The sequence below is a fragment of the Kribbella sp. NPDC026596 genome, assembly GCF_040638415.1.
GTDB lineage: Bacteria > Actinomycetota > Actinomycetes > Propionibacteriales > Kribbellaceae > Kribbella.
In genome coordinates, this window is record NZ_JBEZYF010000041.1 from 1 (window position 1) to 21,497 (window position 21,497).

General features: G+C 69.3%; 25 protein-coding genes. 19 read left to right on the forward strand and 6 right to left on the reverse strand.

What is annotated here, in order from left to right; all coding sequences use genetic code 11:
- The first annotated feature begins 99 nt into the window (after nt 1–99).
- From AB0E63_RS28850 to AB0E63_RS28860, 3 genes are read left to right on the forward strand one after another with little or no spacing between them, the layout of a single operon-like run.
- Complete coding sequence (locus tag AB0E63_RS28850) at nt 100–396, forward strand: hypothetical protein (RefSeq protein ID WP_360372978.1); 297 nt, start codon at nt 100–102, stop codon at nt 394–396.
- A complete protein-coding gene (locus tag AB0E63_RS28855) occupies nt 396–1,358 on the forward strand; it encodes an SPFH domain-containing protein (RefSeq protein WP_360372981.1) in 963 nt (320 codons plus the stop codon). Before AB0E63_RS28850 ends, AB0E63_RS28855 begins: the two co-directional genes overlap by 1 nt.
- Before the next feature lie 10 nt (nt 1,359–1,368).
- Complete coding sequence (locus AB0E63_RS28860; RefSeq protein WP_360372984.1) at nt 1,369–1,968, forward strand: CGNR zinc finger domain-containing protein; 600 nt, start codon at nt 1,369–1,371, stop codon at nt 1,966–1,968.
- Here the strand turns inward: AB0E63_RS28860 and AB0E63_RS28865 are convergent.
- Nucleotides 1,965–2,690, reverse strand: a complete 726-nt coding sequence (locus AB0E63_RS28865) for a hypothetical protein (RefSeq protein WP_360372987.1) — start codon at nt 2,688–2,690, stop codon at nt 1,965–1,967. The genes AB0E63_RS28860 and AB0E63_RS28865 overlap by 4 nt on opposite strands.
- Before the next feature lie 328 nt (nt 2,691–3,018).
- Between AB0E63_RS28865 and AB0E63_RS28870 the strand changes: the two genes are divergently transcribed.
- From AB0E63_RS28870 to AB0E63_RS28890, 5 genes are all read left to right on the forward strand, one after another.
- The gene (locus tag AB0E63_RS28870; RefSeq protein ID WP_360372990.1) at nt 3,019–3,657 is read left to right on the forward strand and encodes a TetR family transcriptional regulator; all 639 of its coding nucleotides are present in this window, start codon (nt 3,019–3,021) and stop codon (nt 3,655–3,657) included.
- Between the two features lie 164 nt (nt 3,658–3,821).
- The gene (locus tag AB0E63_RS28875; protein WP_360372993.1) at nt 3,822–4,772 is read left to right on the forward strand and encodes an ROK family protein; all 951 of its coding nucleotides are present in this window, start codon (nt 3,822–3,824) and stop codon (nt 4,770–4,772) included.
- A gap of 118 nt (nt 4,773–4,890) precedes the next feature.
- The gene (gene nagA, locus AB0E63_RS28880) at nt 4,891–6,021 is read left to right on the forward strand and encodes an N-acetylglucosamine-6-phosphate deacetylase (RefSeq protein ID WP_360372996.1); all 1,131 of its coding nucleotides are present in this window, start codon (nt 4,891–4,893) and stop codon (nt 6,019–6,021) included.
- Complete coding sequence (locus AB0E63_RS28885; RefSeq protein WP_360372999.1) at nt 6,009–6,923, forward strand: hexose kinase; 915 nt, start codon at nt 6,009–6,011, stop codon at nt 6,921–6,923. Before nagA ends, AB0E63_RS28885 begins: the two co-directional genes overlap by 13 nt.
- Nucleotides 6,924–6,932: 9 nt before the next feature.
- The gene (locus tag AB0E63_RS28890) at nt 6,933–7,769 is read left to right on the forward strand and encodes a class II fructose-bisphosphate aldolase (RefSeq protein ID WP_360373002.1); all 837 of its coding nucleotides are present in this window, start codon (nt 6,933–6,935) and stop codon (nt 7,767–7,769) included.
- Between the two features lie 10 nt (nt 7,770–7,779).
- On the opposite strand, the gene AB0E63_RS28895 is transcribed toward AB0E63_RS28890, so the two are convergent.
- On the reverse strand, nt 7,780–8,037 hold the full coding sequence (locus AB0E63_RS28895; protein WP_360373005.1) for a hypothetical protein: 258 nt from the start codon (nt 8,035–8,037) through the stop codon (nt 7,780–7,782).
- An 86-nt stretch (nt 8,038–8,123) separates the two neighbouring features.
- Here AB0E63_RS28895 and AB0E63_RS28900 point away from each other — a divergent pair, with 86 nt between their 5' ends.
- The 3 genes from AB0E63_RS28900 to AB0E63_RS28910 all read left to right on the forward strand — a co-directional run bounded on the left by AB0E63_RS28900 (nt 8,124) and on the right by AB0E63_RS28910 (nt 10,641).
- Entirely contained in the window at nt 8,124–8,681 is a 558-nt protein-coding gene (locus AB0E63_RS28900) for a hypothetical protein (RefSeq protein ID WP_360373008.1), read from the forward strand.
- Between the two features lie 73 nt (nt 8,682–8,754).
- Nucleotides 8,755–9,279, forward strand: coding sequence for a hypothetical protein (locus tag AB0E63_RS28905; protein WP_360373011.1), 525 nt, complete (start codon nt 8,755–8,757; stop codon nt 9,277–9,279).
- A gap of 114 nt (nt 9,280–9,393) precedes the next feature.
- A complete protein-coding gene (locus AB0E63_RS28910; protein WP_360373014.1) occupies nt 9,394–10,641 on the forward strand; it encodes an APC family permease in 1,248 nt (415 codons plus the stop codon).
- Here the strand turns inward: AB0E63_RS28910 and AB0E63_RS28915 are convergent.
- Nucleotides 10,607–11,656 (reverse strand): ABC transporter permease subunit, encoded by a 1,050-nt coding sequence (locus AB0E63_RS28915; protein WP_360373017.1) that lies wholly within the window; start codon nt 11,654–11,656, stop codon nt 10,607–10,609. The genes AB0E63_RS28910 and AB0E63_RS28915 overlap by 35 nt on opposite strands.
- Nucleotides 11,653–12,582, reverse strand: coding sequence for an ABC transporter ATP-binding protein (locus tag AB0E63_RS28920; RefSeq protein WP_360373020.1), 930 nt, complete (start codon nt 12,580–12,582; stop codon nt 11,653–11,655). Before AB0E63_RS28920 ends, AB0E63_RS28915 begins: the two co-directional genes overlap by 4 nt.
- Nucleotides 12,583–12,629: 47 nt before the next feature.
- Between AB0E63_RS28920 and AB0E63_RS28925 the strand changes: the two genes are divergently transcribed.
- Nucleotides 12,630–13,811, forward strand: a complete 1,182-nt coding sequence (locus tag AB0E63_RS28925) for a transposase (RefSeq protein ID WP_360373023.1) — start codon at nt 12,630–12,632, stop codon at nt 13,809–13,811.
- Nucleotides 13,812–13,849: 38 nt separating this feature from the next.
- On the opposite strand, the gene AB0E63_RS28930 is transcribed toward AB0E63_RS28925, so the two are convergent.
- On the reverse strand, nt 13,850–14,242 hold the full coding sequence (locus tag AB0E63_RS28930) for a GntR family transcriptional regulator (protein WP_360373026.1): 393 nt from the start codon (nt 14,240–14,242) through the stop codon (nt 13,850–13,852).
- A 73-nt stretch (nt 14,243–14,315) separates the two neighbouring features.
- A complete protein-coding gene (locus tag AB0E63_RS28935) occupies nt 14,316–15,632 on the reverse strand; it encodes a deoxyribodipyrimidine photo-lyase (protein WP_360373028.1) in 1,317 nt (438 codons plus the stop codon).
- A 60-nt stretch (nt 15,633–15,692) separates the two neighbouring features.
- Between AB0E63_RS28935 and AB0E63_RS28940 the strand changes: the two genes are divergently transcribed.
- The 7 genes from AB0E63_RS28940 to AB0E63_RS28970 all read left to right on the forward strand — a co-directional run bounded on the left by AB0E63_RS28940 (nt 15,693) and on the right by AB0E63_RS28970 (nt 21,480).
- Nucleotides 15,693–16,397 (forward strand): metal-dependent transcriptional regulator, encoded by a 705-nt coding sequence (locus AB0E63_RS28940; protein WP_360373031.1) that lies wholly within the window; start codon nt 15,693–15,695, stop codon nt 16,395–16,397.
- An 81-nt stretch (nt 16,398–16,478) separates the two neighbouring features.
- Nucleotides 16,479–17,258, forward strand: a complete 780-nt coding sequence (locus tag AB0E63_RS28945) for a methyltransferase domain-containing protein (protein ID WP_360373034.1) — start codon at nt 16,479–16,481, stop codon at nt 17,256–17,258.
- A 42-nt stretch (nt 17,259–17,300) separates the two neighbouring features.
- Nucleotides 17,301–18,674 (forward strand): aminodeoxychorismate synthase component I, encoded by a 1,374-nt coding sequence (pabB, locus tag AB0E63_RS28950; protein WP_360373037.1) that lies wholly within the window; start codon nt 17,301–17,303, stop codon nt 18,672–18,674.
- Entirely contained in the window at nt 18,671–19,366 is a 696-nt protein-coding gene (locus AB0E63_RS28955) for an aminotransferase class IV (RefSeq protein WP_360373040.1), read from the forward strand. Before pabB ends, AB0E63_RS28955 begins: the two co-directional genes overlap by 4 nt.
- A gap of 283 nt (nt 19,367–19,649) precedes the next feature.
- Complete coding sequence (locus AB0E63_RS28960; RefSeq protein ID WP_360373043.1) at nt 19,650–20,561, forward strand: SPFH domain-containing protein; 912 nt, start codon at nt 19,650–19,652, stop codon at nt 20,559–20,561.
- 9 nt (nt 20,562–20,570) lie between these two features.
- Nucleotides 20,571–20,780: a hypothetical protein gene (locus tag AB0E63_RS28965; protein WP_360373046.1), complete on the forward strand. Its 210-nt coding sequence runs from the start codon at nt 20,571–20,573 to the stop codon at nt 20,778–20,780.
- Nucleotides 20,773–21,480, forward strand: a complete 708-nt coding sequence (locus tag AB0E63_RS28970; RefSeq protein ID WP_360373049.1) for a GPP34 family phosphoprotein — start codon at nt 20,773–20,775, stop codon at nt 21,478–21,480. The genes AB0E63_RS28965 and AB0E63_RS28970 overlap by 8 nt, the downstream gene beginning before the upstream one ends.
- The last annotated feature ends 17 nt before the right edge of the window (nt 21,481–21,497 follow it).

The window sequence follows — 21,497 nt, forward strand, 5'->3', positions numbered from 1 at the left end:
ACCGACTGCTCCAACAAGCCGTCGACACCGACCCCCACCCCCTCAAGGAACTCATCGGCGGCTGAGCGGCAACTGCACTCAAGCAGAGATGCAGGACCCATGATCAGACTCGGGCTGCCGGCCATCCTGCTGTTGATCGGAACCGGCTGGTTCGCGTGGGCGTCGTACCGCCGGGCTGCCCAGGCAGAGCGGGCCCTGGCCGCGGTCAACGCCGAGCATCGGGCGCTGCTGCAGGAGGTCAGGTCGCTGGAACGGGCGGTCGCGGCTGCGGAGCAGGGCTTGCGTACGCTCTCCTCGCATCCGTCGGTGCCGCGCGACGTCGCGGTCACCGCCGACCTGACCCTCGCCGACATCCGGCGACTGGTGGAACGCAAGAGCAAGGAGCTCGACGACTGATGGCAAGACTGGGGAACGCGGCGGCTGTCGCGAAGGGCGGGGGCGCGAAGGCCAAGGTGATCGGCGGTCTGGTCCTGCTCGTCATCCTGATCATCGTGCTGTTCAACATCTTCAACTTCGCCAGCACCGACACGAACCGGATCGGCCTGCACTACGGCGGCGGCGTGGTCGAGGCGAAGAAGTTCAAGTCGATCATCCCGCCCGGTTCGACGAACAAGCTGATCGGCCCGGGCGACACGTTGTACACCTACCCGATCGACCAGCGCTCGTACATCATCGGCGGTGACGGCGCCGACACCGATGCGGCCGACGAGGTCACCGTGGTCAGCAAGGACAACGTCCGGCTCGGCGTCCGGGTCCAGGTGTACTTCACGCTGAACCGGGCCAAGGACGTGATCAAGTCCTTCCACGAGCGGATCGGCCTGAAGACCGAGGCCTACGAGGAGAGCGGCTGGAACGACATGCTGCAGTCCTACTTCCGCCCGCAGATCGACCGGGCGCTGGCCGCGGTCGCCACCAACTACGCGTGGGCCGAGCTGTACAACAACGAGGCGAAGAAGTCCGCCTTCCAGACCGCGGCGGCCAAGGAGTTCACCCGGCTGCTGCCGGCCGCCGTCGGCGGTGACTACTTCTGCGGACCGTCGTACAACGGCAACAACGACTGCGGCGAGCTGTCGTTCACGATCCAGAAGCCGACGCCGCTGGACAAGGGCATCATCGACGGCCTGGAGGCCAAGCAGCGCGCCGAGCTGGCCAAGGCCACCCAGGAGCAGAAGAACCAGCAGGTGAACGTCGAGTTGCAGTCGGTCAAGCAGCAGGTCGCGATGCTCGGCGCGCAGGGCTACCTGCTGAAGACCGCGATCGAGTCGGGCAAGATCCAGTTCATGGTGATCCCGCAGAACGGCAACGTCAGCATCCCGGTGCCGACCACGCCCACCACGACCACGCAGCCGACCCGCTGAGAGCCGGACCGTGCCCGCGCTGCCGTCACATCTCGAGCTCGTGCAGGGGGTCGTCCTGCCCAAGCCGATCGGCGCGGACCCGGTGCTCGACTTCGTCAACACTCGGTCCGACTGGACCACCCCTGGCCCGGCCCGGACCGAGTGGCTGACGTCGTACGAGGCCTTCCTGATCTGGAACTCGTACGTCGGCCTGTTGCCGCCGGCGACCGTGTTCCGGCTGATCGAGCAGGCCGCGGCCAAGCCGACCGAGGCGTCCCGGCGGCTCGCCGCGACGCTGGAGTTCCGCGCCGACCTGTACGACGTCCTGACCGGCGCGGCGACCTCCTTGGAGGCGGTGGCGCGGGTGATCGAGAAGGCCTCCGGGCGACGGCGACTGGTGTCGACCGACGAGGGAGCCGGTTGGGAGCTTCCGGAAGATCTGGCCAAGCCGCTCGACCAACTCGCGCTCCTGGCCGGTGAGTTGGTCACCGGCCCGTCCCGGGCGCACGTCCGCGTCTGCCCGGCCTGCGGATGGTTGTTCCTCGATCCGCGCGGCCGCCGCCGCTGGTGCTCGATGGCGACCTGCGGGAACCGCGCGAAGGTCCGCGCCCACGCGGCCCGCGGGCGTTAGTTGAACAGAGCTGGGTCGACCATGATCCAGGTGTGCCGGGCGCGGGCGAGCACCCGGCCGTCGGCGTCGTACAGGGTGCTGGCGGTGAAGGTCTTGCGCCCGTCCTCGCCGAGGTACCGGCCGAGCGCGACGCACTCCTCGCCGGCCGGCGGGCGTGCGTCGATGCACGCGGTCAGCTGGCCGAGGACCGACGGCCGGCCCTCCAGGTCGATCGCCCAGCCGCCCGGGCAGTCCAGCGCGGACCACAGGAAGGTCTCGTCCACCAGTCCGTCGCCGTTCGCAAGGTCCGCGGCCGGCGTCCAGGTGCACGCCGTACGCCCGTCGCCGACCGGCCCGGGCTTCAGTTGCAGCCCGCCGGCGTTGGCCGGCCCGCACACGAAGCACGTCGGGAACGGGTGATTGCTCAGCCCGCGGTACGACGCCTCCGCCGCCAGAGCCTCCTCCGGCGACACCGGGTCGATCGTCGCGTCCGCGAGAAAGGCGCTGTCGACCGGCGACCCATCCGCCACCAGCGCGTCCCCGTCCGTCAGCTGCGCCCCGTCGGCGTTCGCCGCGAGGTCGAGATCCCGGTCGAGTGGCGGTGGCATCCGTAGGGTCACGCGCGGCACGGAGGTCCCGTCGAGCCGCCCAGCCAACGCCGTACCGACCAGGCCGGCCACGTAGCCGCCGTTGCCCGATCGCTCCGGTCCCCGAAACCGCTGTTCAACCCGAACCACGCTCATGGGCCACGACCCTAACCAGAATCGAGGACCGGACCCCAACCGCTCACGTTCGGTCGTTCGCTCTGCCACGCAGAGTAGCCAAACAAGCGTCCGGCACAGTGTCGACCACATCGCCGGGCACGGTCGCGGCAGCGAGCGAAATACACAGGTGTGAGTTCCGATCACGGTGGGAAGGAAGCAGTTTCAGAGAAATCTGAGGAATTCTCGGAGATAACAGAGCTGAGCCCTCCAGTTCAAACGACCGTTTGAACTATGCTGACTGCAGGCTACGGCGAGTGAGCAGGTGGGGTGCCTGAGCGAGCAGTGGCCCGGGGGGAAGGAGAACTCTGTGGAGACACCGGTCGAATCGACCCGGGAGAGGTTGCTCAACGTCGCTGAGCAACGATTCGGAGAAGGGGGTTACGAGGGAACATCGCTGCGCGCGATCACGGTCGCGGCGGCCGCGAACATCGCGGCGGTGAACTATCACTTCGGTTCGAAGGAAGCCCTGCTGAGGGCTGCGGTCTCGCGGGCGATGGCGCCGGTCAACACCGAGCGGCGGCGCCGGCTGGACCAGCTGGAAGCCTCCGGACGACCGACGCAGGAGCAGTTGATCCGGGCGTTCATCGAGCCCGGACTGGAGCTGGTCATGCGCCGCGGCGAGCGTGGTGCCGTGGTCGCACGTTTCATCGGCCGGATCGCGTTCGATCCGAGCCAGCGGATCCGCGAGCTGTACGCGGCGGAGTCCGATCCCATCGAGAAGCGCTACCTGGCCGCACTCCAGGCCGCGCTGCCGCACGCGACGCCTGAGGCCGTCGGGTTCGGGTACGTGAACATGCTCGGCCTGCTGGCCCTGCACCAGTCCCAGGCACTGTCCCGTCCATCCGGTATCGCACCCGGTGTCACGGTGGCAGAGGATCCCGGCCGTCTGGCCGAGGACCTGATCGCCTTCCTGGTGGCGGCCTTCGACCGCGGCCTGCGCCCCTGATCGGTGGCGTCCGAAACCCGTGGCACCCTGCCCACGGATTCCGGAAGCAACTGAACCAGAGGGTCCAGTGGTCTGCTCGGAGCTGTCCGGTGGTCTGGCGGGAGTTGTCCGAGAATTGCTCACGGATGTTCGGACTGCCGGGTAACGCTGCATAATGGCGCTCCGTGGACCCCTGTGAAGTCGTGGTTGCCGTCGATCTCGGTGGAACCCGGATGAAGTGCGGCCTGGTCGCCGCCGACGGTGCCGTGCTGCACCGCGAGACCAGGCCCACTCCCCGGGAGGCCGGGGGCCGCGCCGTGCTCGACGCCTTGCTGGAAACCGTCGTCGAGCTCGGCCAGAAGGCGACCGCCGACGCCCACCGGGTGCGCGCCATCGGCGTCGTCGTCCCCGGTGTCATCGACGCCGCCACCGGCACCGTCGGCGCCGAGAACCTGGCCTGGGTCGGTACGCCGGTCCTGGCCGAGATCACCGCCGCCGTCCGCAACGACGTACCGATCGTGCTCGCCCACGACGTCCGGGCCGGCGGGTACGCCGAGCTCCGCCAGGGCGCCCTGGCCGGCACCACGAACTCGATGTTCCTGCCGCTCGGCACCGGGATCGCCGCGGCGATGGTGATCGACGGTTCCCTGGTCAGCGGCGACGGCTACGCCGGCGAGCTCGGCCATACGAGGTTCATCCACGGTGACACGGCCGAGCTGTGCGCATGCGGTCAGTGGGGCTGCCTCGAGACGGTCGCCTCCGCTGCCGCGCTGGCCCGCCGGTACGGCGCTCGCACCGGTCGGACCATGGACGGCGCCCGCGAGGTGCTGGAGCTGGTCGCGGCCGGTGATCCGGATGCCGCTCAGGTCTGGGACGACGCGCTGGCCGTGCTGGTCGACGCCCTCGTCCTCTACACCACCCTGGTTGCGCCCACGCGGATCGCCATCGGCGGTGGACTGGTCGGAGCGGGCGAGACGCTGCTGCAGCCACTGCGCGACGGGATCCACGCGCGGCTGACGTTCCAGCGGGAGCCGGAGATCGTCGCCGCCGTGCTGGGTGAGGACGCGGGCTGTCTCGGCGCCGCCCTGATGGCGTGGGACCGGGTGGAAGCCAACGAGAAGGGGAGCGCTGAATGACGGTGCTTTTGGCCGGGCCTTCGGCGCCGGCAGGGTCATGGGGCCTTGGCTCCCGGCCTTCCCTCGTCGCTCCAGTCGCTGCGCTCCCTACACTCCTCATTCCAGGCCGGGAGGCCCCATGACCACGTACCGCGTAGGCCGGTTGGTGACGCCGGACGACGTTCTCGAGGGCGCCTGGATTCAGGTGGTCGACGAGGACATCCGCGCGTTCGGCCGCCGCTCGGACGGGATGCCCGCCGACGGCAAGCGGCCCGAGGATCTCGGCAACGTGACCGTGGTGCCGGGGTTCGTCGACATCCACACCCACGGTGGCGGCGGGTCGACGTACTCGACCACCGATCCGGAGGAGGCGCGCAAGGTCGCGGCCTTCCACGCCAAGCACGGTACGACGACCACCCTCGCCAGCCTGGTCACGGCGCCGCTCGACGACCTGGTCGCGCAGACGGCCTGCCTGGCCGAGCTGATCACCGATGGCGTGATCGCCGGCGTCCACCTCGAAGGCCCGTTCCTGTCCGAGGCGCGGTGTGGTGCGCACGAGCCCACTTTGTTGCGGCCGCCGCTGAAGGATGACGTGGCGAAGGTGCTCAGCGACGCGGTCAAGATGGTGACGATCGCGCCGGAGCTGGAGAACGGCCTGGAGGCGATCCGCCAGGTGGTCGACGCGGGCGCTGTGGCGGCGCTCGGGCACACCGATGCGACGTACGAGCAGATGATCGCGGGCGCCGACGCCGGCGCGACCGTGGCGACCCACCTGTTCAACGGGATGCGGCCGTTCCATCACCGCGACCCAGGCCCGGTCGGCGCTGCGATCAACGACGAGCGGTTGCTGCTCGAGGTGATCAACGACGGCCTGCACCTGGATCCGCAGGTGGTCCGGGTCGCGCTCGCGGCCGCCGGCGTGAACCGGATCGCGCTGATCACCGACGCGATGGAAGCCACCGGGATGCCGGACGGCCGGTACAAGCTCGGCAGCCTCGAGGTCGACGTCAAAGAGGGCCTGGTGACGCTTGCCCACGGCACGCACTCGATTGCCGGCAGCACCTTGACCATGGACGTCTCCTACCGCAACGCGGTCAAGGCCGGGGTGTCGCTGGTGGACGCGTCCCGGATGGCGTCGACGACACCGGCCCAGACCTTCGGCTGGTACGACGTGGGCTCGCTCGAGGTCGGGAAGCGGGCGGACCTGGTGCTGCTGGACGACGAGTACGCCGTCCAGAAGGTGATGCGGGCAGGGTCGTGGCTGGACTGATCGGGACCGTCACTCTCAACCTCGCACTGGACGTCACCTACGAGGTCGACGATCTCGTTGTCGGTGGGAGTCATCGGGTCGAGCACATCCGGCGACGCGCTGGCGGCAAGGGCGTGAACGTCGCGCGAGTGGCGGCGACGCTCGGGCATCAGGTGCTGGTCTTCGGGTTCGTCGGCGGGATCACCGGTGAGCTGGTCGCCGAGGAGCTGTTCGACGCCGGGCTCACCGCGCTGCTGACCCCGATCGCCGGCGAAACCCGCCGTACGGTTGCCATTGTCAACGGTGCCGACGGGGACGCGACGATCTTCAACGAGGCCGGGCCGACCGTGAGCGCGGACGAGTGGCGCGCGTTCGGCGATCGGATGCCGTGGAGCCGGCTGGGTGTGCTGGCCTGCTCGGGCAGCCTCCCACCGGGGCTGCCGGCCGACGCGTACGCCGAACTCGCGGTCCGCGCACGGCATCACGACGTACTGACCGTGATCGACGCGGGTGGTGACAGGCTGACCGCGGCCGCGAAGGCCGGTGCGGTGGTGCGGTCCAACGCGGCCGAGCTGCGGGACGCGCTCGGTGACACGACGGTCGAGGACGGCGCCCGGCAACTGGTCGAGCTCGGCGCGACCGCGGCCGTGATCACCGACGGCTCCCGCGGGATGGTTGCTGCTAGCACCAAGGGCGTCTGGCGGGCGCTCCCGGTCGAGACGGTGAGCGGGAACCCGACCGGTGCGGGCGATGCCTGTACGGCGGTGGTCGCGGCGGCCGTCGCGGAATCGCCGGAGCCCGACTGGTCCGTCGTACTCAAGTCTGCTGTCGCCGCGTCGGCCGCGGCCGTGCTGACACCGGTGGCCGGCGACATCGATCTGGCCGCCTACCGGCGCTGGCAACCGCAGGTCGCGGTCAACTAAGGAGGATCCATGCCGTTGGTTTCTGGGGCCGAGGTGGTGCTGGCTGCGGCCAAGGCCCGGCGGGGGGTCGGTGCGTTCAACGTGATCCAGCTGGAGCACGCGACCGCGCTGATCGCCGGTGCCGAGCGGGCCGGCGCACCGGTCATCCTGCAGATCAGCGAGAACGCGGTGAAGTACCACGGCGCGCTCAAGCCGATCGGCGTCGCCACGCTGGCCGCCGCGGCCGCCGCGTCGGTTCCGGTGGTCGTGCACCTCGATCACGCGATGGACCGCGACCTGGTCACCGAGGCGGTCACGCTCGGCTTCACCTCGGTGATGTACGACGCCTCCAAACTCGAGTACGCCGACAACGTCGCGGCCACGAGCGAAGTGACGGCGTTCTGCCACGACCACGGCGTCTTCGTCGAGGCCGAGATCGGTGAGGTCGGCGGCAAGGACGGCGTCCACGCACCCGGTGCCCGGACCCGTCCGGATGAGGCGGTCGCCTTCGCGGAGGCCACCGGCGTCGACGCACTCGCCGTCGCGGTCGGCTCGTCGCACGCGATGACCGAACGCACCGCCACCCTCGACTTCGACCTCATCGCGGAACTCCACGCGGCGGTCGCCGTACCGCTCGTCCTGCACGGCTCGTCCGGCGTGGCCGATCCCGACCTGACCCGCGCGGTCGAGTCCGGGATGACCAAGGTCAACATCGCGACCCACCTCAACAACGTGTTCACCGAGCGGGTCCGCGCAGTCCTGGCCGAGAACCCGAAGCTGGTCGACACCCGCAAGTACCTGGGGCCGGCTCGCGACGCGGTAGCTGCCGAGGTCGCCCGCCTGCTCGGCGTTCTCAAGGCGGTCTGAGGTTCCGCGGCTACATCAACGAGGCGTTGCCGCGGATCCAGTGGGCGCGCAGCTCGTCCCGCGCCTGCTGGACCTGGTCGCGTGCCGTCGGGTCGGGCACCTCGAAGTCGTCGATCAGCCGGGTCAGCGCGAACTCCATCGCCGCGACCACGGCGTCCTCCTCGGTGAGGTCGGACTCGACCACTGCACGCAGCCCGGCCGCGAGCGCGGTCAGTCCGGCCTGCTCCTGCGGGGTGAACCGCAGCGAGATCTCGGTCCTGGCGTCCACGCGATGTCCTCCTCGGCGCTTGATACAGTCATCGTGCAGTGCAACGATCATGTTGCACAAGACTCGCGCGTGAGGAGTCGATCGCGATGACGGTGGCGGTGGACGAAACGCTGCGTGCGGCGACCATCGCCGTTCTCTCCGAGCACGGCTGGTCCGGCGTGACGCTGGAGCGGGTCGCCGAGAAGGTCGGCCGGTCCCGGGTCACGTTGTGGCGCCAGGGTCTGACCGTCGAGACCCTGCTGGACTCTCTGCTGGACGCCCTGGCCGAGGACTACCGGAACACGATGTGGCCCGTGCTGTCCGGTTCCGGCACCGGTCGCGAGGGCCTGGTCCGGACGCTGGAGGCGCTGTTCGACGTGATCGACCGGCACCTGCCGCTGATGCTGTCGTCCGACCTGGTGTTCCACCAGGAGCAGGCGCGCAACGGCCCGGTGTCGTTCATCGATCCGTTCGAGCGGTTCCTGCGGGAGGGCGAGGCGGACGGCACGCTGCATCCGCACGGCCGGATCAGCGACGTCGCCGAGGTGGTGATGGTCTCGGCTGCCTTCACTTACGTGCACATGCGCGGGCGGCACCACTGGTCCCGGTCCCGGGTGCGCCGGCTCACCCTCGACCTCGTGCTGCGGGGCGTCGTCACCTTCTGATGCAACATAACCGTTGCATTTTCTGCAACGGCCATGTTTCACTGGCGGAAACCACGTCTCTGGAGGGACCGCCATGACTCTTCCCTACGCCGAACCGTTGACCCGGCTCGAGCCGCAGCCGCGAGTGATCCCCGAGCCGCCGCGGGTCGGGGAACCCGGCGGCGATCCATGCGGACTGTGTGACTGGCTGGCGAGCTACGAGCAGTCCGAGCACCAGCCGCCGCTCTGGGTCGACGAGAACTGGGCACTGTGCCGGGCCACCGGCGTCACGATTCCCGGGGTGGTCTGGCTGGCCAGCCGGGGCCATCACGACTCCTTCGCCGATCTGCCCGACCAGGTCGCCGCGAGCTACGGTCCGGTCGTCGCCCGGGTCGAGCGGGCGATCCTGGCCCTCGGCGACATCGCGCGGGTGCACGTCTATCGTTGGGGCGACGGTTCGGCCCACTTCCACGTGTGGTTCTTCCCCCGCCCGCTGGGCATGCTCGAGGCCAGGCGGGAGATGCTGCCGCTGTGGGCGGACCTGCTGCCCGAGGCGCCCGAGGAGGTCGTGGCCGATGCCGAGCGGAAGATCGCTGCGGCGATGGCGGCGGACGACTGAGCTTATGGCCGGGCCTTCGGCACCGGCGTGGTCATGGGGCTTTGCCTCCCGGCCTTCCCTCGTCGCTTCAGTCGCTTCGCTCCCTACGCTCCTCAGTCCAGGCCGGGAGGCCCCATGACCTCACCTCAGTTGGCCCGCCGGCTCGGTGTCGGCGATGCGGTGGTGATCGGGCTGGGGTCGATGGTCGGTGCCGGGGTGTTCGCGGTGTGGGTGCCGGCCGCGCAGGCCGCCGGTTCCGGGTTGTTGATCGGGCTGGTGATCGCGGCAGTGGTTGCCTACTGCAACGCGGTCTCGTCGGCGCAGTTGGCTGCTGTCTATCCCGTCTCGGGCGGGACGTATGTGTACGGGCGTGAGCGGCTGGGAGAGTGGTGGGGGTTCGCCGCCGGCTGGTCTTTCGTGGTGGGCAAGACAGCGTCGTGTGCGGCGATGGCGTTGACGTTCGCGACGTACGCGGTGCCGGGAGCCGAATGGCAGCAGAGGCTGGTCGCGTTGGCAGCGGTTGTCGGCCTTGCCGCGGTCAACTACCGCGGCGTGACCAGGACCGCCCGGCTGACCAGGATCATCGTCGCCTGCACCCTGACAGTGCTTGCCCTGGTGCTGGTGGTGCTGTTCACCGGTGGGCCGCACCGTGACCTGCCGACCCTCGCGGGCACCTCGCCGTACGGCGTTCTGCAGGCGGCTGGGCTCTTGTTCTTCGCGTTCGCTGGGTACGCACGGATCGCGACGATGGGCGAGGAGGTCCGCGACCCCGCCCGGACCATTCCGCGGGCGATCAGCATCTCCGTGGTCGTTGCCATCGGCATCTATCTTGCCGTTGGCCTTGGGCTCCTCCGGGTCCTCGACCCGGCGACCAGCACCGCACCACTGGCTGATGCGGTCGACGCCGTCGGCGCTGCCTGGGCGTCACCGGTCGTGCGGGTGGGTGCGGCCCTCGCCAGCCTCGGCGCCCTCCTCGCCCTGATCGCGGGCATCGGCCGTACAGCCCTCGCGATGGCGCGCAACCACGATCTCCCTGCGTGGCTGGCCGCCGTACATCCCCGGTTCCAGGTGCCGCACCACGCTGAGGTTGCGCTCGCCGTGGTCGTTGGCGTGCTGGTGCTGACCACCGACCTGCGAGGAGTGATCGGGTTCTCGTCGTTCGGCGTTCTGCTGTACTACGCGATCGCGAACGCGGCCGCGTTCACGCAACCGGCCGATCAACGTCGATGGCCTCGCGCCATCAACGTGATCGGCCTGATCGGCTGCGTCGTCCTCGCGGTCACCCTCCCGTGGACCTCCGCGGTGGTGGCCGCCGTACTCCTTGCGCTGGCCCTGATCGTACGAGCGGTCAGGACAGGTCGCGGCGGATCCGCCAGAAGCTGAACCCGGTCAGCGCGAACGCCAGCAGCATGAACAACCCGAACTCCCGCCACTGCAGCGCCCAGAACCGGTCCGCGGTGAAGTACTTGACGTGCTGGCGGTAGCCTTCGTCGGCCAGCCGCTGGAAGCATGCGGCGGACTTCGGCGACGTCTCGCGCTGCTGTGACATACCTGGCGGAGGTTCCGGCTCACACTCGATCGCCCAGCTCGGCAGCGTGCTCAGCACCTTGCCGTTCTTGTCCACGGTCTTGTCGAACAGCTTCCACGCGCCGACGGATCCGCTCGCCACCTCGATCGCCTTCACCTCGGGCGGCTGGGTGTCGCCGCTCAGCATGAAGCCCCGGATGTTGTCCGCGGACGCGACGATGTACTGGTCGGTTTGCGCGAGCAGGTGCGGCCGGATGAGCGACGGTGTGAGGACCTGGATCAGGATCACCGCGGCCAGTGTGACCGCGAGCGCGACCAGGGTGCGGCGGATCACGAGCCCCAGCGCGACCCCGAGGGCGAACGCGAAGGCGGCGTACCCGATCGGAACCAGGCCGCGGGCGCTGAAGACCGGTGGGAACATCCGGGGCAGGTAGGTGTTCGAGTTCTGGCCGGCGTTGATCGCGTCGTCGATCGGGTCTGCCCACCAGGTCACCGCGAGGCTCAGCACGCCGGTGATCGCGATCGCGGCCAGCCCGGTGACCCCGATCTTGGTGGCGAGCCAGCGCCGGCGCGAGACGCTCTGGCTCCAGACCAACCGGTGGGTGCCGGTCTCCAGTTCGCGGGAGATCAGCGGTGCGCCCCAGAACGCTCCGATCACCGGCGGAACGGCGTACAGCAGAACCTGGCCGACGATGTACAGCGTCGGGTTGAGGCGTTCGAAGCCGAGGTTCCGGATGAAGTTGTCGGTGAGGCGGTGGTAGTCGTCGAGCAGGTTCGGGCCGGTCGCCGCGAGGACGATCGCGGTGGCGAGGATCACCCCCGCGACCACCAGGAACTGCACACGGAACTGCCGCCAGGTCAGCCAGATCATCGCTGCACCTCCAGGACCGGACGCTCGGGCTGGACGTCGCGGCCCATGTAGGCCAGCACCAGGTCCTCGAGCGTGAGTTGGGTGACGTTCCAGGCCGGATCGAGGATCGGCCGGTCCGTCCGGATCAGGTACGTCGACTGCCGGTCGGTGTGGCTCGCGGTCACCACGTGCTGGTCCTGTGGCAGGTCCTTCTGATCGCGCCGCGGTCCGATCAGCCGGAAGTGCGTCGCGAGCAACGTGTCGATCTCCCCGCTCACCTGGACGCGCGAACCGACCAGCACGATCAGGTAGTCGCAGGAGCGCTCGACGTCCGAGACAAGATGCGACGACAGGATGACGCTCAACTCTTGCTCGGCGACCGCCGCCATGAGGTCCTGCAGGAACTCCCGGCGGGCCAGCGGATCGAGCGGGGCGACCGGTTCGTCGAGGACCAGCAGGTCGGGACGTTTGGCCAGGCCGAGGGTGAGCGCGAGCTGCGCCCGCTGTCCGCCGGACAACTTGCCGGCCCGCTGCTTAGGGTCGAGCTGCAGGTGCTGAATCCGTTGCTGAGCAAGGGATTCGTCCCACCCCGGGTTGAGTCGCGCGCCGAGTTTCAGGTGATCGGCGACGCTCAACCGCTGGTACGTCGGCGTGTCCTGAGCGACGTACCCGACCTTGGCCTGCTGAGTCCCGGCCGGAGCCCCCAGCACACTGACCGACCCCGTCGTCGGCGTCAGCATCCCAACAGCCATATTGAGCAACGTGCTCTTACCGGCCCCGTTAGGCCCCACCAGCCCCACAACATGCCCGGCCGGAACCTCTAAATCGCAGTCAGTCAACGCCCAGCGCCGACCATATTTCTTCCCCAACCCCTGGGCTTGCAGCACCGCGGTCATCGGATTGATGGCGTGGAAACCTCGCCCTTCGGAGCGAGGAGGAAACGCCATCTCCCTCCCTTCGGAAAGTGTCGGTGTTGTCTGATTGGCTTCTGTGCGTGTCCCGTTACCGCCTCGCTCCAACGCCTGCTCAAGTCGCGGCGTTGCTGGAGCATTGCGGGCACGCCAGGTTCGTGTGGAACCTTGCGCTCGAGCAGTGGTCGATGTGGCGGCCCGGCCGCCGTTCGCAGCCTCCCCGGTTCGTCGAGCAGGCACGGCAGCTCACCGGAGCCCGCGAGGACAACGGTTGGTTGCGCGCTGGGTCGCAGACGGTGCAGCAGCAGGCGTTGCGGGATTTCGATCAAGCCGTGACCGGGTTCTTCGCCGGCACTCACCGGCGGCCGACCTGGCGCAAGGCCGGTCGACACGAAGGGTTCCGGATCGTCGGTCGTCAGGCGTCTCGGGTCGAACGATTGTCGCGGAAGTGGGGACAGGTCCTCGTTCCGAAGGTCGGCTGGATCAAGTTCCGGCTGTCCCGCCAGTTGCCCGAGGCGAAGTCGTACCGGGTGACCCGCGACAGCGCAGGCAGGTGGCATCTCGCGTTCGCTGTGGCCCCGGAGCCGATCCCGCCGCCCGGCACCGGGGAGATTGTCGGCGTGGATCGAGGCGTGGTCGTGTCGGCTGCCTTGTCGACGGGGGAGTTCCTGTCGTGCCCCGGACTCACCCCCGGTGAGAAGACCCGTTTGCTCCGGTTGCAGCGCGGTTTCGCACGTGCTCAACGCGGATCGAACCGGCGCGTCAGGATCAGGACGGCGATCGCCAAGCTGAAGGCCCGGGAAACGGATCGGCGCAAGGATTGGGTCGAGCAGACCTCCACCGCGCTTGCGCGTCGGTTCGACGTGATCCGAGTCGAGGACCTGAAGATCCGGAACATGACTCGCTCGGCGAAGGGGACGACTGCCGTCCCGGGGAGGAATGTTCGGCAGAAGGCCGGGCTCAACCGCGGCATTCTCGCCAGCGGCTGGGGGCGACTGGTCCAGCGACTGAAGGACAAGGCTGCCGGTCGGGTCGAGAAGGTGCCGGCGGCCAACACCTCGCGGACGTGTTCGCGCTGCGGGACAACGGACAAAGAGGCGCGCGAGAGCCAAGCCGTCTTCCTGTGCCGGTCCTGCGGCTACACCGCGAACGCCGAAGTGAATGCAGCCATCAACATCGCGGCAGGGCGTGCCGTGACTGCGCGTGGAGCCGTTGCAAGTCTGTCGGCATTGAAGCGCGAACCTCAACTGACTACCTCCGCGTAGATGGGTTGAAATCCCTGTCCTGGTGGGCGGGGAGGACGTCAAGCTATGTCCTCCTGAGCGGCGGTCCGAAAGGTTGTCAGGAACAACGCCTCGATGCTCTCGTCGTCGAGGCCGGCTTTGCGGGCCTTGGCCAGCCAGCGGCGGAGGTCCTGCCGCAGGGGGCCGTGCGCGGCCAGCGAGTTGTCGGTGAGGGTGCGGGTGACGAACGTGCCGCGCCCCGGCCGGGCCTGCACCAGGCCTTCGTGCTCGAGCTCGCGATACGCCTTGAGCACCGTGTTCGGGTTGATCGCCAGCGCGGCGACGACGTCCTTCACCGTCGGCAGCTGGTCTCCCTCCCGGAGCAGACCGAGCCGCAACGCGTTCCGGACCTGCTGAACGATCTGCTGGTACGGCGAGACCCCCGACCGCCCGTCCAGATGAAACTCGATCATCCGTAACCCCATTCATCTAGTTACCTAGCACTATAGGGGTATGGGCCAAGGCCGGGTCAAGAGCCGCGATGGATCAGCGGATCGCGTCGTACCGGCGGAGCGCCTCGCGGCGGGCTTCGGCGTGGTCGACCACCGGATCCGGGTAGTCGTCGGCGCCGCCGTGTTTCCAAGGTTCGTGGGCGGCCTTGCTGTCGAGGTGCCGCAGCTCCGGCACCCACCGGCGGACGTACGTACCGTCGGGGTCGAACTTCACGCCCTGCCCGACCGGGTTGAAGATCCGGAAGTACGGCGAGGCGTCCGCGCCGCAGCCGGCCACCCACTGCCAGTTCAGCGAGTTCGAGGCCAGGTCGCCGTCACGTAGGGACTGCATGAACCAGCGCGCGCCGAACTTCCAGTGCACATGAAGGTCCTTGACCAGGAACGACGCCACCACCATCCGCACCCGGTTGTGCATGAAGCCAGTCTCGGCAAGCTGTCGCATCCCGGCATCGACCAGCGGGAACCCGGTCCGGCCCTCGCACCAGGCGTCGAACAGTTCGCCGGGTTCGTCGTACCGCATCCGCTCGAACTCCGGTCGCAGCGGCTTCCAGGCCGCATGCGGGTTGCGCGCGAGCAGATCCGCGCAGAACTCCCGCCAGGCCAGCTCGCGGCGATAGGCCTCCGCGCCGGCGCTCCGCTTGCGAGCCAGGTCGGCCAGCATCGTCCGCGGGTGGATCTCGCCGTACTTGAGTGGAATCGACATCCGCGACGTGCTGTCGAGATCGGGTCGATCCCGCTCATCGCCGTACCCGGCGACGTCGTCGAGGTACGCGCGCCAGTGCTCGAGCGCAGCCTGCTCACCGGCGCCGTCCGCGCTGCCCTCCGGCAGGTCCTCGCTGTCGGCCTTGGTCCAGTCCACCTCGGCCGGTGCGTCGACGGGCTTCCGCCAGCCGTGCTCGAGCCACGCCCGGAAGTACGGCGTGAACACCTGATAGGGCCGGCCTTGCTGGTTGAGGATCCGCCCGGGCGCGATCGCGTACGGCGAGCCCGTCGCCACCAGCGGACACTTCAATGAAGCTTCAACTTCTCCGTCGCGCCGCTGCCCATAGGGACCGTGATCAGCGCTGACATGCACGCTGCTCGCTCCGACCTCCTCGGCGACGGCCGGGATCACGTCCGCCGGATCACCCCGCCGTACGACGAGCTTGCCGCCCATGGACCTGGACAAGCGGTGCAGCGAGGCGGCGAGGTGCTCGCGACGTGGATCGCCGGATCGGTCCCATAACAACGGGTCCAGCACGAAGACCCCGAGCACCCGCCCGTCACCCGCAGCCACCGCGTCGAGCAGCGCTGGGTTGTCGGCCAGTCGGAGATCCCGTCGAAACCACATCATCGCTGTCACGGGTCGCATCCTCCGCCTGTACCCACGGCGATTGGGTAAGGCTTGCCTGCATAGGTGAGAATGGTTGTCGTGAGCGAGCTGATCGATACCACCGAGATGTACTTGCGGACCGTGTACGAGCTGGAAGAAGAAGGCATCCTCCCGCTGCGCGCGCGCATTGCCGAGCGGCTGCACCAGTCCGGGCCGACGGTCAGCCAGACGGTCGCCCGGATGGAACGCGACGGCTTGATCAAGGTGGAAGGCGACCGGCACCTCGAGCTCACCGATGTCGGCCGCAAACAGGCGACCCGGGTGATGCGCAAGCACCGGCTGGCCGAGCGGCTGCTGGTCGACGTGATCGGGCTGGAGTGGGAGGACGTGCACGCGGAGGCCTGCCGCTGGGAGCACGTGATGAGTGACGCCGTCGAGCTGCGGCTGCTCAAGATCCTCGGCAACCCGACCGAGTCGCCGTACGGAAACCCGATCCCGGGTCTGGAGGAACTGCAGAACGACGGCCACGCGAGTGCGACCGAGGACTTCCGGATCGGCGTCGAGGCGCTGGACCAGGTGCTCGACCAGGCCACCGGGGACAGCGTCCGGGTGCTGGTCCGCCGGATCGCCGAGCCGGTGCAGAGCGACGACGGCGCGATGGCGGTGCTGCGCAAGGCCGGCGCGCTTCCGGGCCGCGAGGTCGACTCGACGCTGGACGCCGAGGGTGTGCTGGTGGGTAGCCGCGAGGCCGGCGGCGTGATCAGTGACGAGACGGCCGGGCACATCTTCGTGAGCCGGGTCTGACGTTCAAGCTTCCATTAAGACCTCGTACGGAGAGCGCTCGATGCTGTACGGCGTGTGTGCACCAGGTAGCGTCTGACCGCAATGTCTGAGAACGCGATCGACTGGCCGGAGTATCTGCGGGAGTTCCACACCGCGGCTCCGGGCAGCACCGAAGCCCTGCTGTCCAGGGCGGTGGCAGGCGACCATACGCCGTACCGCTGGCTGACCCGTGCTGTCTCGGGGGAGGCCCGCCGGGTCCTCGACCTCGCATGCGGCAACGGCCCGGTCTCCCGCGAGCTGCACGGCCGGTGGGTCGTGGGTGTCGACAACAACCAGGCTCAGCTGGCCGGTGCGCCGGGGCCGAAGGTTCAGGCGGACGCGCTGCACCTGCCGTTCGCCAACGAGGTCTTCGACGTCGTCACCTGCTCGATGGGCCTGATGGTGCTGCAGCCGCTGCCCGAGGTGCTGGCTGAGGCAGCCAGGGTGCTGCGGCGGGGCGGCGTACTGGCTGCGATCGTGCCGGCCGTGCGACCGCTGCGACGCGGTGACATCCGCACGCTGAGCGGGCTGACCACGCGGTTGCGGTCGACCCCGCAGTTCCCGGCCGGTGGCGAGATCACCGAGCTCAAGGACCAGCTCCATCACGCCGGTTTCGACGTGATGGAGAGCCAGCGGGAGCGGTACGTGTACACGATCCACAGCCGCGACGACGCCTGCCGGCTGGTCAACGCGCTCTACCTTCCCGGTACGCCGGACGTCCGCCGGAACACCGCCGCCGGGTGGCTCGCGGACCGGGCCGAGTCCAAGGACGGCCTCGAGGTCGCGATCCCGATCCGCCGGATCACCGCGATGCGCACCAAGCTCGCTCTGACTGGTTCCTGATCACTGGGTGGCACCAGCCTCCACGGTCTGTACCGTGTGCCTGTGGGTGCGCTGAGCTGGTCCGTCCGGAGGGTCGACCGGGCGCTCGACGGTGAGACGGTCTACCGCGAGTTGCTGGCCGGTGAACCGGTCGCGTTCTGGCTCGACGGCAGCCTGACGGACCGGGCGATCCGCCGCGTCTCCGTCCTCGGTACGACGCTGGGTCCGCAGGCGGAGGTCGTCGTACGGGAGGTCTCCGACGGTGACGTGTTCGCCGAGTTGAACGGGTTGCTGGGTGCGCGGGTGGCCGACGTACCGGCTGAGCTGGACGGGCTGTTCAGCGGTGGCTATGTCGGGTACTTCGGGTACGAGTTGAAGGCGTTGACCGGGGGAGTGGCGGCCCACGAGTCGCCGGCGCCGGACGCGCTGTGGATCTGGGCGAACCGGTTCGTCGTCATCGATCACGACAACGACCTCACCTACCTCGTCGCGGTGGACGAACCCGGCGCGGGTGAGGACTGGCTCGAGCGCGCCGAGCTGGCCGCGTCCGACTGGTGGATGGGCAGCGTCGAGATTCCGGCGATCGCTCATCTTGATCTCGAGGCGCATCTCGAGCAGGACCGCGCGACGTATCTGGCCGGCATCGCCGCGTGCATGGCCGAGCTCGAGGCGGGCGAGACGTACGAGGTCTGCCTGACGAACCGGGTCCGGCTGCCGGCGGTGCCCGACCCGTTCGAGTTCTTCCGCTGGCAGCGGGCCACGAACCCAGCGCCGTACGCCGCCTTCCTGCGGTACGGCGATCTCGCGGTGGCGAGCTCGTCGCCGGAGCGGTTCCTCACCGTTGACGGGGACGGGTGGGCCGAGTGCCGGCCGATCAAGGGAACCGCGCCGCGCGAGTCGGACCCGGCGCAGGACCAGCTCGCCGCGAAGGCGCTGGCCGAGGACGAGAAGACCCGGGCCGAGAACCTGATGATCGTCGACCTGATCCGCAATGACCTCGGCCGGGTGAGCGAACCGGGGACTGTGCACGTGCCGCAGCTGATGGAGGTCGAGACCTACCGGACCGTGCATCAGCTGGTCACGACCGTGCGCGGCCGGCTGCGGTCCGGGGTGTCCGCGGTCGACGCGGTCCGCGCGTGCTTCCCGCCGGGGTCGATGACGGGCGCGCCGAAGATCCGCACGATGGAGATCCTCGACTCGCTCGAGTGGAGCGCGCGCGGGGTCTACTCGGGTGCTCTCGGCTACCTGACCGTGGACGGGCGCGCGGATCTCAGCGTGGTGATCCGGACGGCGGTGCTCACGCCGGACGAGACCATGATCGGAGCGGGGGGTGCGATCGTGCTCGACTCCGAGCCGGTCGCGGAGTACGAAGAAATGGTGCTAAAGGCAACAGCAGCCGTAGGCGCAACCGCCGCGGCCGAAGGGTGGGGGAAATGAGTGATTTGCAGGTGGCGGATTCGTTCCTCGTGGCAGGCGGGAAGGTCCGTGGGATCGAGCTGCACCGGGAACGGTTCGTACGGTCGTGTGCGGCAGTCGGGGTGTCCGCCGAGGCGTTCTGGGACGAGCAGGCCGGGCGGTTGCCCGGGTTCGGCCGATGGTTCCCGCGGTTCGAGCTGCGGATGTCCGGCGAGCTGGCGGTCCAGCTCCGGCCGGCGCCTCCGATCGGCGGGCGCGTCCGCGTCGCCGTACATGACGGCCCGGATCCGCGGACGGCGCCGCGGGTGAAAGGCCCCGATCTCGAGCTCCTCGGCAAGCTGAAGGAATCCGCTCCCCATCGGGCCGACGAGATCCTCCTCCTCGACCACGACGGCTCCGTGCTCGAGGCGGCGTACTCCGCTCTCGCCTGGTGGGAAGACGACACCCTCTGCTTCCCGCCCTCCGACCGCCCCCTCCTCCCGTCCGTCACCGCTCAACTCCTCCGCCGCATCGCCACCACCCAGGGCGTATCCGTCGTCGAGCACCCCATCACCCCCACCGACCTCCAATCCACCACCGAAGCCTGGCTCGTCAACGCCCTCCACGGCATCCGCCCCATCCACGCCTGGTCCGACTCCCCCATAGACCCCCTCCCCAACTCCCACTCCACCCCCTGGCAATCCCACCTGGATTCCCTGGCCCGCCCCCTCTAAGAGCCCCGCCCACACACCCCGACCCAGCGTCCCCAGCCGGGCCCCGCCCATACGCGCGGCCCAGCGGGGTCGCTCCCGCCCCTCAAATGGCTCCCGGGGCTCTCGCCCTGCCCGCGCTCCCGGCGGCGGTCGTCCGCTCACGCGCTCGCGGCGGTCGTCCGCTCATGGCGGTCGGTCAGGCCGGCGTGCGCCGTACGCCGCTTGACTCAGCCGCGTGCGTGCAGGCCTGGGTTGTTAAAGTGATATCAGTTTGCGAGCTTGGGGATAGCGAAAGGGAGTGGTGATGGTGGAGATGGATGTTGCGGTGGAGATGCCTAAGCCGAAGGTGACTGAGCGGGTGGCTTGGCAGGTCAACGGGTGGCCAGTGGCGCTGGTGGCGTTCGTGCTGCTGGTGGCGGGCGTGGTGCAGTTCAGCGTCGGCGCCGCGCACGGGGAGGGCGGGATGATCGCGTTGGGGAGCGTCCTGTTCGTCGTCGGGGTGATCGTCGCGGCCGGGCTGACTCCGGTCTCGCCGGGGCGGGCGCGGGTGTTGCAGATCCTCGGTCGGTACGCCGGAACGATCCGGACCGACGGTCTTCGCTGGGTCAACCCGATCTCCACCCGCCGGGAAGTCTCGACCCGGATCCGCAACCACGAGACGGCCGTTGCCAAGGTCAACGATGCCGACGGCAACCCGATCGAGATCGCCGCGGTGGTGGTCTGGCAGGTCGAGGACACCGCGCAGGCGATGTTCGAGGTCGACGACTTCGTCGAGTTCGTGGCGATCCAGACCGAGACCGCGGTCCGGCACATCGCGAACAGCTATCCGTACGACGTCCACACCGACGACGGCGGCCTGTCGCTACGGGACAGCACCGACGAGATCACCGAGACCTTGTCCGCCGAGATCGCGGCCCGGGTGCAGGCGGCCGGCGTGCACGTGATCGAGTCGCGCATCACGCACCTCGCCTACGCCCCTGAGATCGCCCAGGCGATGCTGCGTCGTCAGCAGGCCGGTGCGGTGGTGGCGGCCCGGCAGCGGATCGTCGAGGGTGCGGTCGGCATGGTCGAGCTCGCGCTGGACCGGCTGTCCGAGCACGAGGTCGTCGAGCTCGACGAGGAGCGCAAGGCGACCATGGTGAGCAACCTGATGGTCGTGCTGTGCGGCGATCGAGATGCCCAGCCGGTGGTCAACGCCGGCTCCCTCTATCAGTGAGCGGCTGTCGTGGCCGTCGAACGCAAGAAGATCCTGCTCCGGCTGGATCCCGTGGTGCACGACGCGCTGGCCCGGTGGGCGGCCGACGACCTGCGCAGCACCAACGCTCAGATCGAGTTCCTGCTCCGGCGGGCGCTGGCCGAGGCGGGCCGGCTGCCCACCGGAGTCGGTAAGATGCGTCGCCCGGGCCGACCGGCCAAGGAGGAAGACGATGAGTAAGACAGTGGTGACCCCGCTCCGGAGGCCGTCGGCGCCCCGACGCCGGAAGGCTGTTGCGCTCGGCAACGCGAAGGCCCCGGACGCCTTGCCTGCAAGGCTTTTCCTGCTCGCCTACGATCCGCAGCGCGGCCGGCTGACGGCCCGCTCGAATCTTGGGAAAGTCCTGCGGGCCGCGGCGCTGACCGACCTGCAGCTGACCGGAAACCTTGCCGATGACAACGGCCGGGCCCGGCTGACGATGGCGCCCGCGCCGTACGATCCGGTGCTGGCCGGTGTCCTCGAGGACATCCGCGCCGTCGGTCCGCGGAAGTGGCGGCGCTGGATCGATCGGCGGCCGCGCGCGATCATCCGCGCGGTCCGCGACGACCTCGAGCGCGCGCACCTGATCAGGGTCGAGCCGCACCGGATCCTCGGCCTGATCCCCGCCGACCGCATCACCCTGCGGCAACCGCTCGTACGGCGCCAGATCCTGCAGAGCGCACGTGACACTCTCCGGCCGTCCCGGCTGGTCTCCCGGGTGGACCTGCGCGACGCGGCGGTCGTCGTACTCGCGTCCACCGCGGATCTCCGCACGGTCGTCACCAAGGATCAGCGCACCCGCCACAAGGACCGGCTGGCCCAACTCGCCGTCCGCGTCGGGCCGACCGTGCCCGCGCTGAAGAAGTCCCTCCAGCAGTCCCAGTACTCCGCCGGCGGCTAGACGGCCTGACACTGCCG

What these genes read in the sequence shown, in the direction of transcription:
- AB0E63_RS28850 (WP_360372978.1), top strand. Translation starts at nt 100, where the DNA reads ATGATCAGACTCGGGCTGCCGGCCATCCTGCTGTTGATCGGAACCGGC.
- AB0E63_RS28855 (WP_360372981.1), top strand. Translation starts at nt 396, where the DNA reads ATGGCAAGACTGGGGAACGCGGCGGCTGTCGCGAAGGGCGGGGGCGCG.
- AB0E63_RS28865 (WP_360372987.1), bottom strand. Translation starts at nt 2,690, where the DNA reads ATGAGCGTGGTTCGGGTTGAACAGCGGTTTCGGGGACCGGAGCGATCG.
- nagA (WP_360372996.1), top strand. Translation starts at nt 4,891, where the DNA reads ATGACCACGTACCGCGTAGGCCGGTTGGTGACGCCGGACGACGTTCTC.
- AB0E63_RS28890 (WP_360373002.1), top strand. Translation starts at nt 6,933, where the DNA reads ATGCCGTTGGTTTCTGGGGCCGAGGTGGTGCTGGCTGCGGCCAAGGCC.
- AB0E63_RS28900 (WP_360373008.1), top strand. Translation starts at nt 8,124, where the DNA reads ATGACGGTGGCGGTGGACGAAACGCTGCGTGCGGCGACCATCGCCGTT.
- AB0E63_RS28905 (WP_360373011.1), top strand. Translation starts at nt 8,755, where the DNA reads ATGACTCTTCCCTACGCCGAACCGTTGACCCGGCTCGAGCCGCAGCCG.
- AB0E63_RS28910 (WP_360373014.1), top strand. Translation starts at nt 9,394, where the DNA reads ATGACCTCACCTCAGTTGGCCCGCCGGCTCGGTGTCGGCGATGCGGTG.
- AB0E63_RS28915 (WP_360373017.1), bottom strand. Translation starts at nt 11,656, where the DNA reads ATGATCTGGCTGACCTGGCGGCAGTTCCGTGTGCAGTTCCTGGTGGTC.
- AB0E63_RS28920 (WP_360373020.1), bottom strand. Translation starts at nt 12,582, where the DNA reads ATGGCGTTTCCTCCTCGCTCCGAAGGGCGAGGTTTCCACGCCATCAAT.
- AB0E63_RS28930 (WP_360373026.1), bottom strand. Translation starts at nt 14,242, where the DNA reads ATGATCGAGTTTCATCTGGACGGGCGGTCGGGGGTCTCGCCGTACCAG.
- AB0E63_RS28935 (WP_360373028.1), bottom strand. Translation starts at nt 15,632, where the DNA reads ATGCGACCCGTGACAGCGATGATGTGGTTTCGACGGGATCTCCGACTG.
- AB0E63_RS28945 (WP_360373034.1), top strand. Translation starts at nt 16,479, where the DNA reads ATGTCTGAGAACGCGATCGACTGGCCGGAGTATCTGCGGGAGTTCCAC.
- AB0E63_RS28955 (WP_360373040.1), top strand. Translation starts at nt 18,671, where the DNA reads ATGAGTGATTTGCAGGTGGCGGATTCGTTCCTCGTGGCAGGCGGGAAG.
- AB0E63_RS28960 (WP_360373043.1), top strand. Translation starts at nt 19,650, where the DNA reads ATGGTGGAGATGGATGTTGCGGTGGAGATGCCTAAGCCGAAGGTGACT.
- AB0E63_RS28970 (WP_360373049.1), top strand. Translation starts at nt 20,773, where the DNA reads ATGAGTAAGACAGTGGTGACCCCGCTCCGGAGGCCGTCGGCGCCCCGA.